This window comes from Bacillus sp. NSP9.1, assembly GCF_000465465.2.
In the GTDB taxonomy this organism is placed as follows: Bacteria; Bacillota; Bacilli; order Bacillales; family Bacillaceae; genus Bacillus; species Bacillus sonorensis_A.
Genome location: NZ_CP048273.1, coordinates 2250382 through 2266105, shown reverse-complemented (window position 1 = coordinate 2266105; position 15724 = coordinate 2250382). Strand labels below are relative to the sequence as shown.

The window sequence follows — 15724 nt, the reverse complement described above, 5'->3', positions numbered from 1 at the left end:
TTGATTGCCCTCATCCCATTCCCTCTCCATCCCTATGGGAAAAATTCAACTCTTTCTTCCTAAGAATCACATAGGCATAAAAACCTAAATCAAATGATTCATTTTCATGGATAGACAGGATTTATTCACCAATTTCTTTCTATAAAGTGGTAAACTCTTTACTGTTATGTCACTTTCGTATTAGAGGAGAATGCCATGAAGACCTTGGACGTTCAGGCGTTGCACGATGGAATTGATGAAACGCTGGAACAATTAAAAAAACAATCAGATGAAATCACAAACCTCAAAAAAAGCGTTGATGGCATCACATCGCTTGACGATGCTTTAAAAGGAAAAGGGGGCGATGCGATCCGCGCCTTTTACGAAGAATGCCACACCCCTTTCCTGAGATTCTACGAATCCTTTATTGACGAATATCAGTCAGCATTGAAAAAACTAAAACATGCGTTAAAATCGCTTGAACCGAATCACAATGGTTATATTTCGCAAGCCTTTCTTGAAAACGATCTGGAACAAGGCTTGAACACGGCCGATCGAACAACGAAACATTTGGTTTCAAAAGCTAACGCCACGATCGCGAAAGTCAGTCATATTGCCGATCTGCCGGACTTGAATGACAATGATTTTCATGAACAGAATCGAAAAGCGTTGAAAGAGATCAATCAGACGATTGAAAAGCTGCATACATTTGACCGCGAACAGACAAGCGCTTTTAAAACCGCTGAAAACGATCTTGAAACGATGCAAAAATATATTACTAGGCTTGAAAAAATGTATACAGGGCCTAAAATTGAAATCACCGGCTATCAAAAAGGATCGATTTTAAAACCGGATGAGATGGATACCCTGAGTGGAAATCAAGAAACAGCGATGGGTGTTATGTTGAAAAAAGTCGGAGACAAAGAAGACACTGAAATGAATACTCTCGCCGACCCTGACCGAACAAAAAAATTAGCGACACAAAAAGTTTCTAAGAAAGTGTATAGTGAAGAGGAGTTAGAAAAGCTAGAAAAGAAATACACGGTTAGAAGCATGCTTAATTGCATCGGTATGTACACACTTTACTTTTTTGATCGTTTGATTGTTCTGCTTTCCGGCATGTTTGGTGAATACGACATTAGCAAAATTAAAAATGTCGCCGTTTCATTGGAATTGATACATATGGCTTCGCTCGTCCACGACGATGTCATCGATGATGCGGAGCTGAGAAGGGGACAGCCGACAATCAAAGCGAAGTGGGATAACCGGATTGCGATGTATACCGGCGATTATCTGTTCGCCCGTTCGCTGGAATCCATGACAAATTAAACAAAGTCTCGAAAGCCGGAAAAGTCGGATCTAAAGTAAAGGCAGCTACTAAAAAAGCAACGAGCAAAACGATTAAGGTTTCGAAGGAAACTTTAGAAAAAAGTATAGCGTATTTCAATAAGTCGATGCATAGGGTTGCTTCAAAAATAAAAGGGATACAAATACATAATCCTTTTGAACCACAAGTTGAATTTGCGGGCGTAGGGAAAGTCCCTTATTATAATGTGCTGAATGGCGAGAAGGTAAAGGAAAAGTTCATTCAGTTTGCAAAGAAAGTTTCTGATTTAACCAAAGGTGACCGCAAATACAATTCAGGCACTTTGAAACACATTTATCATGGAGAAATAAATAAACGTGGAAAAGCTGTAGGTTATCATCATGAAAGTATGATGGGTGGCGGAAAGATTATTCCTGGGACTGAAACCAAGCCTGATAAAAATGGTGTTTATAGAGCAAAAGTTGAAGTTAATGGTGTTACTAAAAAGGCCAAATCAAGCTTTTTCCCGAAAGATTGGAATCGTGCTGATGTATTAAAGGCCATTAATGAAGCTTACCAATCTAAAAAACAAGTTGATATATACAAATATATAGGCAAAAGTTCATCAGGAATTGAAATTGAAATGTATTTAAATAAAGATGGCTCAATCGCTACGGCATATCCTTTATATAAAAAATAAGTTTAAAAGGATGAAAGGTAATGAAATATTTGTACGATTTTAAAAGAGACCCGTTCGGATATCTACGAATCAGTTTACCAAAAGAAATTAATATTTTTTCAGATTTTCTTGAAGATATTCCGACACCGGAAGAAGCAGACGAGTATCTTGAGGACCTTGAAAATGTTTTGAACGGGACATACGAGGATTTTGAAATTCAGCTAAATGCGACTAGCGTTTTCATGAAAAAAGATGTGACAATTGCTGAACATTTTTTTAGATATGAACCGCCCTTTAAAAACACAATAGAAACCGAGGAATTTAAAAAGTTGCTATTAATTTGGAGAGAGAAGATATCAAAAGAGTGATTACTATGGACCATAGATTGTCCGTCGAGGTTCTTTTATGTAAAAAGAAAACCTTTGATTAGAACTTGAGTTCCGATTTACTTCAATCCGACTTCTCGCTGTGTCAGGTATTTTTGCCTTTCATCAACAGCAAATTAACCGGTTATCTTGGTCTGGCCATCCCCTCACCTCCTTCCGAAATTTCATTTAGGGAATTTTTCAAAATTGAGGGGAGTGCGGCCTTCGCGGGGATCTCCATTTCCTCCTGCAGCTGCAGCATGGCCGTCTCCAGTTCTTTTCGAGCTTGCGTTTATTTTTGTTTGTATACGTCAATTCCCTTTTGCGCTTGTGCATTAAAACGCAGCACAGTCAGCTTCTTTACCTTCCCGGGTGAGAATCGGACAGCTTGGCTCATTACAGGACTTTAAAGATTTATTCATCACCCAATCAATCCGCCTAGATTAAGTGCGACAGAATGGATTACATTTATTGTACTGATCTAAGAAATATACCATTTCATCTTCCAAATAAGGTATCATTTAACTAGGAGGTGATAAAAATGTCTGATAACCCAGTCACTATTCAACGCAACAGGTTAGATGTTGCTATGGAACTGACTCAGTTGCATATAAAACAGTTTCATATCCTTGAGGAAGAGGAGATACCTGGAATATACGCCCAATATTATGCGTTGGCTCACTGCTTGCAAAAGGACTCACAAAAATTACATGAGTTCCTCCCTCAAGAAATACGTAACAAATTATATAAGTAAGATTGGGCCATCCACTGTTATGTGTGGATGGCTTTTGATTTTATAAGTCTGTCCCTCCTATAGATTCTTTCTAAACCGAGCCCAAACTCGAGAGGCCATTGGCCGCCGATCGTCTATTCTGAGATTCACTGAACCCGTTTTACAGAGAATATAAAAAGCATCCCGGGGGATGCTTTTTAATCACTTTTATCTTTTTTTCACATCAAATTGTGTTACAAGTCGCATATTAACATTTACAATACGCTTCCCCTCTTCAAACTCATACCAATGCTCACATTCTTGCAATTCTTTTATAAGTGCTTTCTCAGATTGTGCCATTACTTTAGCTGTTCTAATATTTTCATTGTCAAACCAAAAAACAACTTCAAATTTCATAATCTTTCACCTCTTGCTTTATTATCGAACAAGAGGTCTAGAAATGGAACAATTCACGAAATTTGTCGAACGAATTTCTAGTTCTTAATAATTACTTTCTTTTAATCACCTAATCAGGACAATATGAAGTTGTTGGGCCACGAGGGGTTTAAGAAACAGAGAAATCACTTCTGTAAAAGGAAAACCTTTACCTCCAACTCAAAACCCAAATGAAAGTGATATCTTTTTTTACTCACTCCTTACGCTAAACGCTCATTAATATCGCCTTATACATACTTCGGGAGGAAGCCAAGTATTTTAAATGGTATATCCAAAAAACATCTGCTTACAAATCTCCCACAAGACTGCGCGACCCGGAGCTTAAGAATGTTCCTCCTATTAGGCTTCATTCTTCTTACCTTCAATGGTATCCGAACCATAAAAAGTCGCCCTTCTGTTTTGGAAAGCGCCTTTTTCAATTTGACCTAATATCATATTAACCGATCTAAAACAAAACAGAGTACCAACGTTGTGCCATTTTTAATTCCAATCACCTCCTTTAACGAACACCGCGCTCTTAGCCAGTAAGTCGTTTTTCATCACCAATAAAAAACCTGACGGCATTTATCAAAGATCTATAGGAATCACCCACAACGGCTTCATTTCAAATCATTCCGCATCACTGTCCGCGGCAGCCAATGAACAATTACATCATCCGAATGAATATGCAGCTCTGTCTCCGTGTCAAAGTGAACGACAAAACCGCTGATTAAGCCGGAAAATTTGTTTTTTTCCGTAATTTTCGTAACCGTTGCCCCTTTTTTAAATCCTGGCGGGTGACACGCTTTTCCTACAGTATAGGTATTTGAATGAACGGTAATTGATTGGATTGCCTTCATCTCATTCCCTCTCCATCCCAGCGGGGAAAAGACCCCCTTATTACATCAATACTTCCGCATGGCGATGATTTTTCCTTTGCGGATTTTTTACATAAAAATGTCATTTTGAGAAAGCCCAGCTGCATTCCTTCCCGGTTTTTAAAGGATATGCGCCGGCTTCCGCTAACTCTCCCAGATCACATCCGCGGCTTTTCATACAAAAAGCGCGAAACCGAGAGCGTTTCGCGCCTTGAAAAATAACTGATATTCAACTCGGGAACGTTTCAATCCTTAAAACTGATCATGTTCTGCGCAAAATCAGGGTCTTCCAGCAGCGGGCGGCCGACTGCGACGGCATCTGCCAGCCCGTCCCCGATGATCCGGTCCGCAAAACTGCGGGTATAGATTTTGCCGACGGCAATAACAGGTACTTGTAGATGCTGCTTAATGACGGCGGCATCAGGCAATTGGTAGCCTGGGTGGGTATCGGCCGGCTGGATGGGCAGCAGGCCGCCGGATGATACGTCCACTGCGTCAAGCAGTCCGTCCGCTTCAAGTGGTTTGAGCATCATCGCCAGTTCTTGCGGATTGAGACCGCCGTCGATGTAATCGGTTGAAGAAATCCGCACGATCAGCGGATAATTGCGGCCGGTTTCGGAGCGAATGGCGGCCAGCGTGTCTTTCAAAAATTTCATCCTGCCGTGGCGTGTTCCTCCGTATTCATCACTTCGGAGATTGGAGATCGGTGATAAAAATTGATGAATCAAAAATCCGTGGGCCGCATGCACCTCTATTCCGTCAAAGCCCGCCCGAATGCTGCGCCTGGCGGCCATTCGGTATTCTTCAATAAGCATTTCGATTTCGGAAACCGATAATTCCGCAGGTTTTCCGTATGAGTCATCATACGGAATTGCACTTGGCGCCATCAGCCGCTCCGTCACTTCCGGCGCCGACTTTCTTCCTCCATGGGATAATTGAACGAATATCGGAGTCCCATGAGCATGAACACTGTCGGTCACTTTCTTTAGCTCATCGGTGTGTCGGTCAGAATAAATGCCGATGTCGTTAGGCCATAGTCTGCCGTTTGCGGATACAGCCGTCGACTCGACGATCATCAAGCCGATCCCTTTTGCTCTTCTTGTGTAGTGCTGAATGTGATGTTCTGTCGCATAACCTTCCGGCGTGCCTTTGTACTGCTGCATAGGCGCCATGATGAATCGGTTGCGAAGCTCGATCGCGCCAATCGTTAGAGGGCTGTCAAGGGTAAGTGATGCTGTCATCAAATGGAATCCACTCCTTCAATTTGTCTTCGAATTACATTTTATAAGGCCTGAATTCAGATTTACATATATAAATCATGTTATAATGGATAAGAAAATTTCATATTAAAGATAAAAAACGGTTTTGTTATATAAAATAAAGGAGGATCTTCTATGGACAGCATCGACAGTCAAATCCTATCACTGCTTCATGAGAACGCGCGAATGCCGATTGCTGAAATCGGCCGCAAGATAGCGATGACCCAGCCGGCCGTAACCGAACGGATCCGCAAGCTTGAGGAAAAGGGAATCATCGCCGGCTACAAGGCGATTCTCTCACCTCAGAAACTTGGTAAAGACGTCACCGCATTCGTCCTATTTAAGACAAACAATTGTCTGGACTTTCAGGAATTTTGCTCGCATTCTCCGGATGTCATCGAATTGTATCGTATCAGCGGAGAGTATAATTTCATGATGAAAGTCATCACCGCATCAATGGAGTCATTAACCGCTTTTCTTGACTCATGCAGCCCGTACGGTTTTTCTTCAACCCTTATCGTGCTTTCGAATGCGATTGAAAATAAGCTCATGATCGATGATAATGGCGAATAACAGCCATGTCTTACCGTTAAAAGAGAGCTGAAAATCCCATCCCAAAAAAAGCAGGTGTGAAGCCCGCTTTTTTAGGATAAGGTCGGAACTTTTCATTTCCTCTTCCTTCTCTTTAAAAAAAAGCAGCATTTCCCGCCGAATGGGTTATCAACAAGTCCGAACGAGATTTTCAAAAACATTATTTTACACGGATATGCTTCAGCTTCACATGCAGTCTGTCGATGAATCTTTTCATGCTTCCTCTCGTGTCAGGTTCAATTGCCAAGTGTGCTTTGGCAGCAATCATTTCCGCGACATTTTGGATTGACATATGATCCGTATGGATATGCTCTTCAAAGGTTTTGTCTGACAAGCCCTTGATGCATCGGTCTATTTGTTTGGCCGCCCAGGAATTTTTCCCTTCAGCTCTGGAGCGAAGACGTTTGTGTAAACTCTCCTTTGAAGCCACTAATGTAAAGTGATAAACCGTACGGTCGTCTTGTCTGAGCCTGCCGATGATTTCTTCAAAATAACCGGGATTCACAATCGTCATCGGCACGATGATAATGCCGCTGTATGTATCGGCTAAGTAGGAGAGCATGCTGTAATTGAAATCTCTCCACAAGCTATAATGTTGAAAATCATCTTCAGCGATTTCTGAAGGTATCAGCGAACGCATCGCAAATCCCATCTTTTCAGGATCGTATACGTAAGACTTTTTCAGCCTTCTATGCAGCTCAAACGCCGTCTGTGTTTTCCCGGAACCGAAAGCTCCGTTTATCCAAATAATCATCGTTAACCTCCTCCATCTAAAAAAGCCCTCGGCTTGTTGAAAAGGAAAACCATTTTTCTCTAACATATACCGCCTTTACCCGCAGATCATCCAACACGCAGAATAACCCTGCTTTTCATGTCTTACTGATACAAAAAATCAGTGTTGGAGTTTGTTTATCAGAATGAATTGTCGTGTTTTGATGTTGTGTTTGCATTAAAAAATACCTCCTAAGCGGATAAACAAAGGAGGTATTTTGAACAGAGATTAATCCCATAATTCAAATTTAATGGTACCGATGATATCGCGTGTCGTTGTCACAACAAATTCGGCATCGTTGTCAGACCCGTCTACATATGGATCTACGTCAAATGAAACACAATGCCCATTTCCCCAGAATGATGTTGATTTGATTACAGGCCGTGAACTTCCATCATTATCATAGATTGTTACGTTGGCACCTCCAAAAGCGTCTTTTAAACAAATCTTGGCATTACCACCTTCGGCTCCGTTAAGATAACCCGTTACTCCGTCGCCAATATAAGTCGTATCTATTAATTGCCAACCTGGCGGGTCTGCTGCATAACTAGTTCCAGCTCCCCACATGAAACCTCCGCATACTAGTGTTGTAATGAACAACCCCTTTAAAAATGTTCTCATCCAATCCCCTCCCATTTGATTAGTATTTCCATATTCATCTATACCATATCGACTAACGAATATCCTGCATTTTTATAAAATATGTTACAAAATAATTAAATTGTGGAATATAGAAGTACGAATAGCAATTTATTCTCACCGGAATTACTCCAAAGTTGATCGAAAAATTAAAACGTTATCTTTTGGAAACAAGGAATCAAAAAACATATAGATTCAAAAAGTGCTTCATTCAGAACGGGTATATCTCAATCTTTTGCTTTGCGATGGGACAGACGAAATTCTGTCGGAACACGCGTTTCCATCGTGGCCCGCATTTCACTGAAGGCATTTCCAGTCGCATCCCTCCTCTAAAACATCACCCATTTAAACCTCGTTTAAAGTAAAAGGCTTCCACCGCATTTATCCAACAAATAGTTTTCGCCGATCATAGGCAAAGATGATCATTGTCATCCCTAAAATCGCACAAATCATATACATGAATGAGTAGGATGAAAAATCAGCTATCGGTCCCATGATGACGCCTCCAAGTGAGACACCTAAATCAGCCATCGCAATAAATAAACCCAGCAGCACATTTCGGTTGGCTTGCGGCAAAACAAAAGTTAAATAGGTTGTTAATGTTGGGTAGAGAAGCGCCTGAGCTGTGCCCATTAAAATGGCGCCGGAATAGAAAAAGAAAGCGCCGCCGGTGATCGAAAAGCTTACACACTGTGCAGCTGCAGTTAAAATAAGCATCGTTCCCATCATAAAAAATGAATGCCATTTGCCGTCCGACGGAATTTTGCTTTTTAAAGCAAAACGGGCAAAGACAACGGTGCCCGCCTGAATCATGAGAAAAATCCCGGCATTGCCGCTTTTTAAGTGTGCAGCATACAATGGGATAAAGGTTGCCGTAGCGCCAAATACAACCGATGCTGTGAGCATTAATACACTGCATTTAAATAAGAACGGATTTTGGACTAACTGACGAAATGATGAAAACATTCTTCCTCCAGGCCGAGGATGATTGGTATCTGGCTGAGCTTCTGTTTTGTCGATTTTGGCACTATAGCCGAACACCCCTGTAACGACGGCAATGGTTATCATCACCGCTGTAAAATAATCCGTTCCCCCTTGCCAAATGCCTAATGCCAATAAGGGGCCGATCATTCCCGGTATGTATGAAAACAAAGAATAAAGTGAAATGCCTTGAGATCGCTCCTTCTCAGGCAGTGAATCAATAATCCCAATTTGCAATGCCATTGAAAAAAAGGCTGTTGACACCCCTTGTAACATACGGGCGATAAAATAGCCCCCAAGCCCGGTAAACGTATATAATATTAAAGCAATCCCATTTATAATCAGAATGGTTCGCAACACTTTAATCGGCCCATGCTTTTGAATCATATGACCTGCCCATGGACGAAAGAACATGGTTGTAAACAGATAGGCGCCCATGATCAAGCCAATCGTTGTGTTGGCGGCCCCCAATGCTTCCCCTTGTAATGGAATGATCACATTCAAGATCGAATTGGCGCTAAAATATAGAAGCACCAGCAAGTACAAACGTAATAAAGGCCAAGACATAGCTCCACTCAAAACCTTTTCCTCCTCTACATTCAGTCACACTGCCTTCTATTAAAAAGTAATGAGCTTTTGCAATAAGTTTCTTGCATATTCTGTTTGAACATCCTTCAATTGGTTAATGTTTTTGATTTCTTCGATTTGACCATCTTTAAAAATAATGACTCTGTCACAAATGTAAGCAGCTGCTTGAATATCATGAGTAATAAAGATGTAGCTCATATTGTAAATCGTCTTTAATTTCTTCAATAATCCAAGGATTTGGATTTGAACCGATACATCTAAAGAGCTGATCGCTTCATCTAGTAAAATACATGTTGGTTCTGTGGAGACGGCTCTTGCAATACACACCCTCTGAACCTCTCCGCCTGATAGCTCATGAGGGTATTTGTTTTTATAAGATGGATTCAGCCCTACTTGATGGAGCAGCTGATGAACCGTGCGGTCATCTGGCTTTTTGCCTTTGTTCTGTGCTTTTATCGGTTCCATTATCGCTTCTTCCACCGTAAAGAATGGATTAATGGAAGATTTATAGTCTTGAAACACGACGCTGATGTTTCCTTGGCGCACTTGCCGCTTTTCGACATTCTGCCCTTCAAATCGAACAGTTCCTTTATCAGGCTTTTCAATGCCTGTTAATAAGCGCCCTAGTGTGGACTTTCCGCTTCCGCTTTCACCGATAATGCCGAGGCACTCACCCCGCTTACATTCAAAACTGATATTTTTCAAGATTTTTTGTCTTTTCCTCGAAAAGATACCGCCTGTTTGATATGATTTCTCCAACCGATTAACTTTCAACAATGTTAAGCTCTCCCCATGATTTTGTTAAAATTTTCGCTCAGCGATAATCGAGCGGATACCAAATACTTCGTATACTCATGCTGCGCCTCTGAGAAAATGGACGGTGTGCTTCCTCTTTCGATGATGTCTCCATTCTTCATCACCAACACGTCATCGGCAATTTTTTTGACAACCCCTAAATCGTGAGAAACAAAGATCATCGAACAGCCCATTTTTTCACGTAATTGAATAAACTGTTCCACCACCTCAAATTGTGAAATGGTGTCTAAAGCCGTCGTCGGCTCATCTGCAATGATCATGTCAGGCTCCAAGGCGAACGCCAGGGCAATCATCACCCGCTGCAGCATTCCGCCGGACAGCTGATGCGGGTATTTGTTCATCAGCTCAGTTGGATTTTTCAGCATGACGCTTTCCATTGCTCGAATCATTTTTTGTTCAATTTCGTTTCGGCTTAAGCCGAAATGTTCAGACAGCGTTTCTCTGATATGAACGCCAATCACACATGAAGGGTCGAATGCACTCATCCCATTTTGTAAAATCATGCAAAGGTTTTTTCCCCGTTTTTTTCTCATTTCTTTTTCAGAAATGTGATGAAGGTTTTCTCCTTTCAATAAAATGTCTCCCGATTGACGAAGAGAGGCCTTGTTCAATCTCATCAACGCCCTGCAAGTGACAGACTTGCCGCTTCCGCTTTCTCCTACAATGGCGAGGCAGCTGCCTTTTTTCAACTCAAATGAACTATTATGGACGATGACATGACCTGAATGGACATCCCATACTTTTAAATGCTTAACCTCCAATATATTCATGGCCTTACTTTGCCACCTCTTTTTCCCGAAGCTTCACACCAGAAAGCGCTGCATGATGTTGCCGTTTGCCGTAAGACCGGGTTAACCGGGGATCTAACGCCACCTGAAGTGAATCAGACAAAAAATTAAAGGCAGATACAATGATGATGATGGCGATTCCCGGGGCAAACATTAATTCAGGCCGTGTAAACATCACTTCTCTCGCCTCGTTTAACATCATTCCCCATTCGGCATTTGGCGCTTTGATTCCTAAGCCGAGGAATGAAAGGCCTGACATTTGCAAAATCATAGAGGCGATCGAACTGCTTGAAACAACAGCGATGTCAGAAAATGTAACAGGTATGATATGTCGATAAATAATGTTTGTATGACGCATACCACAGGCTTTGGAGAATTTGACATATTCCAATTCCGCGTATTGCCTGACAGATGTCCGGATGATGCGCGCAAACCATGCCCATTTCATTAAAATGAACGCAATCAGGATATTGACCATGCCAACGCCTAAAACCCCGACTATGGCCAATGCCACCACATATACCGGAAAAGACAGCATCACATCACAAATCCTCATGATGACGGCATCAACAGCTCCTCTAAAGTAGCCGGCCATAAAACCTAAAACGGCGCCAATGAAAATCGAAACCATCAATGCCGCAAGAACCCATAACACACTGGGACGAATACCGTAAATCAGCCGTGACAACACACATCTCCCTAAGTGATCGTTACCTAATACATACTCCCAGGACGGAGCGGCGTAGCTAAGCTTCATGTTGACTTCCAAAGGGTCATGAGGCGCAACGAAAGGAGCGAATATCCCCATCACAAGCGTCGCCGAAATGATGATGAATGAGGCCATTCCCACCTTATCTTTGCGCAAATTTTTTAAGATTCTCATCTACATATCATTCCTCACTTTAGGGTTCAGTACAGCACTCAAAATATCCGAAATCGTATTAAACAACACAAAAGCCGCGGCGACGATCAGAACATATGCCTGAATAATCGGATAATCCCTGTTGAAGATCGCCTCAATACTCAGACTGCCTAGTCCCGGCCATGCAAAAACATTTTCAATGACGACTGTCCCTCCTAAAATGATAGGGAATGCCATACAAAACATCGAAATGGCCACTTGCAGGGAGTTTCTTAAAATATGCATCGTGATTTTCCTTTCCGGTAAGCCTGATGCCCTTCCATACAAGACATATTCTTCATTCAAATGACTCAAAATGGAGCTTCTGACCGTTCTAAAATAAATACCGATATAACCAAGGGATAGGACGGAAACGGGTAAAATATAGCTTTTATAGGAATCCATTCCGCTTGTTGGCAGCAAATCAAGCTTCACAGAAAAATACCAAATCATCACCGCTCCAAGCCAGTAAGCAGGAACTGCGGTAAAGAAAAATAAAACGCCTCTTACCGATTGATCAACGGCTTTTCCTTCCCTCAGCGCACAAAGAACCCCCAGCAATATCGAAAAGAGAATGATCACAACGGATGAGACTGACGTCAGCTTTAATGTATTTACAAAAGCCGGGCCCAGTAAAGACCACACAGGTTCTCCCTTGACATAGGACTCCCCAAAGTCCAACTGCAAAGAGGCCACAAGCCAGTCAGCATAGCGGAGCATAAACGGTTGATCCAGCCCCAATTCTTCATTTGTTTGTTCAATTAATTCTTCCGTAATTACGGGAACATCTTGTCCCCGCAAGACCAATTCAGCCGGCTCTACGGGAGAAAAGCTGATCAATACAAACGTCAAAAACGAAATCGCTAAAAGTAAAGGAATTGAGATGAGGAATCTCTTAAAGATATAAGCCCCCATAAAATATCTCCTTTCATCACAATAAAAAGGGGGGGATCTCCCCTCTTTTATTTAAAATCCATTTTCTCAAACGGAAGTTCAAATTGTGTCTGCTTAAATGAAATGCCTTTAAGGTTTTTCGGAGCAACGACTGTCACATTCCCATTGGTAATCGGAATAAAAACAGCTTCATCGTGAACGATGGTCAATATATCCGCATATAACGATTGTCTTGTTTTCTCATCAACTGATCCTAAGACTTGATCAATTTTTTCGTAAAGCTGATCGGCTTTTGCAATCCCCTTTGTATTATGCAGCCATGAGGATTCAGACGTAAAAGCAGCGACTGTATTTTGCGGATCGTATGCCAGTCCCCATGTTTGGCTGAACAGCAAGTCGTAGTCACCGGTTGATCTTCGATTCATCATCGATGTTGATTTCTCACCAATAATCTCTAGCTCCATGCCGATTTCCTGGAGCGAACTTTGAATAAACTCGGCCTGTTTCTTTTGCGAAGGAGAATGATTGTCATAATAAAGCTTCAGCGCTAATTTTTTTCCGTTTTTCTCCCTGACGGCTGAGCCCTTGTTCAATGTCCAGCCCGCTTCCTCTAAGAGCTCCTTTGCTTTGTCAATGTCGTAATCCCGTTTCTTCAAGTCAACATCTGCATCATGAACGTTAGATGAAAAAAGCCTATCGGCCGGCGTTTCTGTATCATTTAAAATGTCCTTGCTGATCGTTTCTCGATCAATTGCGAACCAAATGGCTTCACGCACACTCTTGTCACCTACCGGACGATCCTTTTTACTGCTATTGGCTGCCAACATTTTTGTGTTCATTTGTTTACTTCTGACAAGCTGATAATCACCTGAATCAACCAGCTGGTTGATCGCTTCAATATTGATACTGTCTGCCCCCCGATCATCTGTGAAGACAAAATTGACTTCCCCTTTTTGTAACGCTAAAAATGTCGTTTCTCCCGCTGGAAGAACTTTCGCTGTGATTTTCTTAATCTTAGGCACGCCGCCCCAATAGTTTTCATTTGCTGCAAATGTTGCATATTTATCGACTTTATGTTCAGTCAGCTTATAAGGGCCTGTACCGTGATAGCCTGTGACACCATCTTTTGTTTCTCCGTTTTTAAAATCTTTCGGTGAAATGAAGACATAAGGTCTCGTCATAGACAATTCCACTAATGTCGGATCATATGCTTCTGAAAGCACCAGTTCAACCGTATAGTCATCGATGACATTGACACGGACAATTTTGGTTGCGAGTTTAATCCAAGAATGCTTTTCTTGATTGTGCTGGACAGCCTCAATGTTTTTCTTCACCGCTTCTGCGTTAAATGGTTCCCCGTCATGGAATGACACATCTTTTCTTAAATGAAATGTGTATACCCTTTTATCTTCGGAAATGTCCCATGATTCGGCAAGCAAAGGCTTAATTCCATCTGCGGTATTCTCAACTAACGATTCATAAACCATCCCTTGCGCTGACATTGAACCTTGATACAGATGGGGGTTCATGTCATTAATATCCTGGGGGACGGCATATACCAACTCTTTTTGACTGGTGGCTGTGCTCTCCGAACTTTGAGAACAAGCAGCTAATATCGATAAGATCAATAAAGCCAGCGCTGCCAGCTTCACTTTTTTAGTTACCATGTCGGTCTCTCCCTGTTCTAAAATGAAATACCTCTTTTTATGCGTCATATATGAATGACGCCTATTTTTTGAAAATCGTAAAAATAACTATTTTCATTAGTTAAATGAACAATTCCGATATCCCGCCTCTATTCTGACAAAGAATGATCATGTCTTTGCCTTTGCTTCTGATTTTTTCTCAGTTCGCCGCAGATCATCTTCAAATCTTCAGCAAAATGTTGAACGACAAATGCGCCAGATAACAAATCGCCTTGACGGGCTTGAGCCACCTCTTCAATTTTGCGCTCATAGGTTTGAATCAATTGATTGATGGTTGGACAATCAACATCTAAATCTTTTGCAATTCCTTGTATAATTTTAATGCGATAATAGTCTTCCTTCGGCATTCTTGGAATATCTAAATATCCTTCCCGGTTGATAAATGTCTTTCGAATCGGCACCGCAGAAAAATCAAAGTACCTGCCATCCTGATCCGGCTCTGAAAAAGGATCAATCAACAGGGAGGCATAACGTACATACAATAAATATTCTTGATGAATCGGCTCTAAATCATTGAAGTGTTCAATATCATGGCGCGATAAGCTTTCTAACCTTAACGGATAATTATCATCTACCATAAACTTGAGTAGGTTTATCGTTTTGATGTTGATTTTCTGTAAAATCGCCATGATTTCTTTCCATTGGGCCAGCATATCACGAATTAACTGTTGTGTTATCGGCCCTTCAGGAAACAGTTTATACACATATGTCTGACGATCGGTGTCTCCAAATATCGCCTGTAATGAAAAATCGTTCATAAACAGCGGAGGATGAACATATAAAGAAATATTTCTCGTTTCCGCCTCAATGGGAGATTTCATCACCTCGAGCACAATGCCTAATTTTTCAAAAAGCTTACACATTGTATCGATATGTTCAGACGGATAGCGTGACGAGCCTATAAAGACTTTTTTCTTAACACCGGTTGTCAGCACTTCATGAGATGGTTCATCGCGCATCCACCTTGTGTCACCATAGTATGTCGAGAAACTGATCACTTCGGCTTTTGAGCGGATGGAATCTAAATAATGAGTTAGTAAACTGTTAGATCCAAAGGTCGGGGAAACCAAAACAATACATTTGACTTGTTTGAGCACATGTTCATCGATTTGTTTTAATACGCTCATATAGGCATCTGTTGTCACAGAAAAAATAATCGTGTCCCATTCTCCTTCAATCGTTTCATAGCCTTTAAATACCCGTTGAACGACGCATTCTCCTTTTAAAGGTTGATGCTGATCATTTTGGATGCTTGCGTGAATTTGATGATGGCTTTGCCGCAACGCTTCAAAGAACCGTTCTGAACGGGCAGACTCCCTTCCCGCAAGCCCCACATCACAATTCAAATCGTTTTTAAAATTGACAGCAAGCTGGACAGAAATAGGGCCAGTCCCCAATATTAACACCCGCTGAAAATGATTCATAAAAGCCTCCC

The 15724-nt window shown here is 41.5% G+C and carries 16 protein-coding genes and 2 pseudogenes; 6 read left to right on the top strand and 12 right to left on the bottom strand.

The window, feature by feature from the left end; genetic code table 11:
- Positions 1-195: 195 nt before the first annotated feature.
- The 5 genes and pseudogenes from M654_RS23565 to M654_RS11675 form a co-directional block, all read left to right on the top strand.
- A pseudogene (locus tag M654_RS23565) lies at positions 196-892 on the top strand (ribonuclease YeeF family protein); the annotation flags it as partial.
- An 86-nt stretch (positions 893-978) separates the two neighbouring features.
- Positions 979-1302, top strand: a pseudogene (locus tag M654_RS23905) (polyprenyl synthetase family protein); the annotation flags it as partial.
- A gap of 131 nt (positions 1303-1433) precedes the next feature.
- Positions 1434-1985, top strand: coding sequence for an EndoU domain-containing protein (locus tag M654_RS23900; RefSeq protein ID WP_236251232.1), 552 nt, complete (start codon positions 1434-1436; stop codon positions 1983-1985).
- A 20-nt stretch (positions 1986-2005) separates the two neighbouring features.
- Positions 2006-2332 carry a hypothetical protein gene (locus tag M654_RS11680; RefSeq protein ID WP_026587081.1) on the top strand — a complete coding sequence of 109 codons (327 nt, stop codon included), beginning with the start codon at positions 2006-2008 and terminating at the stop codon, positions 2330-2332.
- A gap of 538 nt (positions 2333-2870) precedes the next feature.
- Positions 2871-3083, top strand: coding sequence for a hypothetical protein (locus M654_RS11675; protein WP_026587080.1), 213 nt, complete (start codon positions 2871-2873; stop codon positions 3081-3083).
- A 186-nt stretch (positions 3084-3269) separates the two neighbouring features.
- On the opposite strand, the gene M654_RS11670 is transcribed toward M654_RS11675, so the two are convergent.
- The 3 genes from M654_RS11670 to M654_RS11660 all read right to left on the bottom strand — a co-directional run bounded on the left by M654_RS11670 (position 3270) and on the right by M654_RS11660 (position 5595).
- Entirely contained in the window at positions 3270-3458 is a 189-nt protein-coding gene (locus tag M654_RS11670) for a hypothetical protein (RefSeq protein ID WP_026587079.1), read from the bottom strand.
- A 638-nt stretch (positions 3459-4096) separates the two neighbouring features.
- Positions 4097-4336, bottom strand: coding sequence for a hypothetical protein (locus tag M654_RS11665; protein WP_051290366.1), 240 nt, complete (start codon positions 4334-4336; stop codon positions 4097-4099).
- Positions 4337-4599: 263 nt separating this feature from the next.
- Positions 4600-5595 carry an oxidoreductase gene (locus tag M654_RS11660; RefSeq protein ID WP_372709734.1) on the bottom strand — a complete coding sequence of 332 codons (996 nt, stop codon included), beginning with the start codon at positions 5593-5595 and terminating at the stop codon, positions 4600-4602.
- A gap of 153 nt (positions 5596-5748) precedes the next feature.
- On the opposite strand from M654_RS11660, the gene M654_RS11655 reads away from it, so the two are divergent.
- Positions 5749-6186: an Lrp/AsnC family transcriptional regulator gene (locus tag M654_RS11655; protein ID WP_026587076.1), complete on the top strand. Its 438-nt coding sequence runs from the start codon at positions 5749-5751 to the stop codon at positions 6184-6186.
- 178 nt (positions 6187-6364) lie between these two features.
- On the opposite strand, the gene tmrB is transcribed toward M654_RS11655, so the two are convergent.
- The 9 genes from tmrB to M654_RS11610 all read right to left on the bottom strand — a co-directional run bounded on the left by tmrB (position 6365) and on the right by M654_RS11610 (position 15713).
- A complete protein-coding gene (tmrB, locus tag M654_RS11650; protein WP_026587075.1) occupies positions 6365-6958 on the bottom strand; it encodes a tunicamycin resistance ATP-binding TmrB in 594 nt (197 codons plus the stop codon).
- A gap of 246 nt (positions 6959-7204) precedes the next feature.
- Positions 7205-7597 (bottom strand): hypothetical protein, encoded by a 393-nt coding sequence (locus tag M654_RS11645; protein WP_026587074.1) that lies wholly within the window; start codon positions 7595-7597, stop codon positions 7205-7207.
- A 399-nt stretch (positions 7598-7996) separates the two neighbouring features.
- Entirely contained in the window at positions 7997-9175 is a 1179-nt protein-coding gene (cntE, locus tag M654_RS11640; RefSeq protein ID WP_026587073.1) for a staphylopine family metallophore export MFS transporter CntE, read from the bottom strand.
- A 39-nt stretch (positions 9176-9214) separates the two neighbouring features.
- Positions 9215-9961, bottom strand: a complete 747-nt coding sequence (locus M654_RS11635; RefSeq protein WP_026587072.1) for an ABC transporter ATP-binding protein — start codon at positions 9959-9961, stop codon at positions 9215-9217.
- Positions 9962-9963: 2 nt separating this feature from the next.
- Positions 9964-10770: a staphylopine uptake ABC transporter ATP-binding protein CntD gene (gene cntD, locus M654_RS11630; protein WP_026587071.1), complete on the bottom strand. Its 807-nt coding sequence runs from the start codon at positions 10768-10770 to the stop codon at positions 9964-9966.
- 4 nt (positions 10771-10774) lie between these two features.
- Positions 10775-11671, bottom strand: coding sequence for a staphylopine uptake ABC transporter permease subunit CntC (gene cntC / locus M654_RS11625; RefSeq protein ID WP_026587070.1), 897 nt, complete (start codon positions 11669-11671; stop codon positions 10775-10777).
- Positions 11672-12604 carry a nickel/cobalt ABC transporter permease gene (gene opp1B / locus M654_RS11620; RefSeq protein WP_026587069.1) on the bottom strand — a complete coding sequence of 311 codons (933 nt, stop codon included), beginning with the start codon at positions 12602-12604 and terminating at the stop codon, positions 11672-11674.
- A gap of 47 nt (positions 12605-12651) precedes the next feature.
- A complete protein-coding gene (gene cntA, locus M654_RS11615) occupies positions 12652-14250 on the bottom strand; it encodes a staphylopine-dependent metal ABC transporter substrate-binding lipoprotein (RefSeq protein WP_026587068.1) in 1599 nt (532 codons plus the stop codon).
- 128 nt (positions 14251-14378) lie between these two features.
- Positions 14379-15713, bottom strand: a complete 1335-nt coding sequence (locus M654_RS11610; RefSeq protein WP_026587067.1) for an opine metallophore biosynthesis dehydrogenase — start codon at positions 15711-15713, stop codon at positions 14379-14381.
- Positions 15714-15724 lie beyond the last annotated feature (11 nt).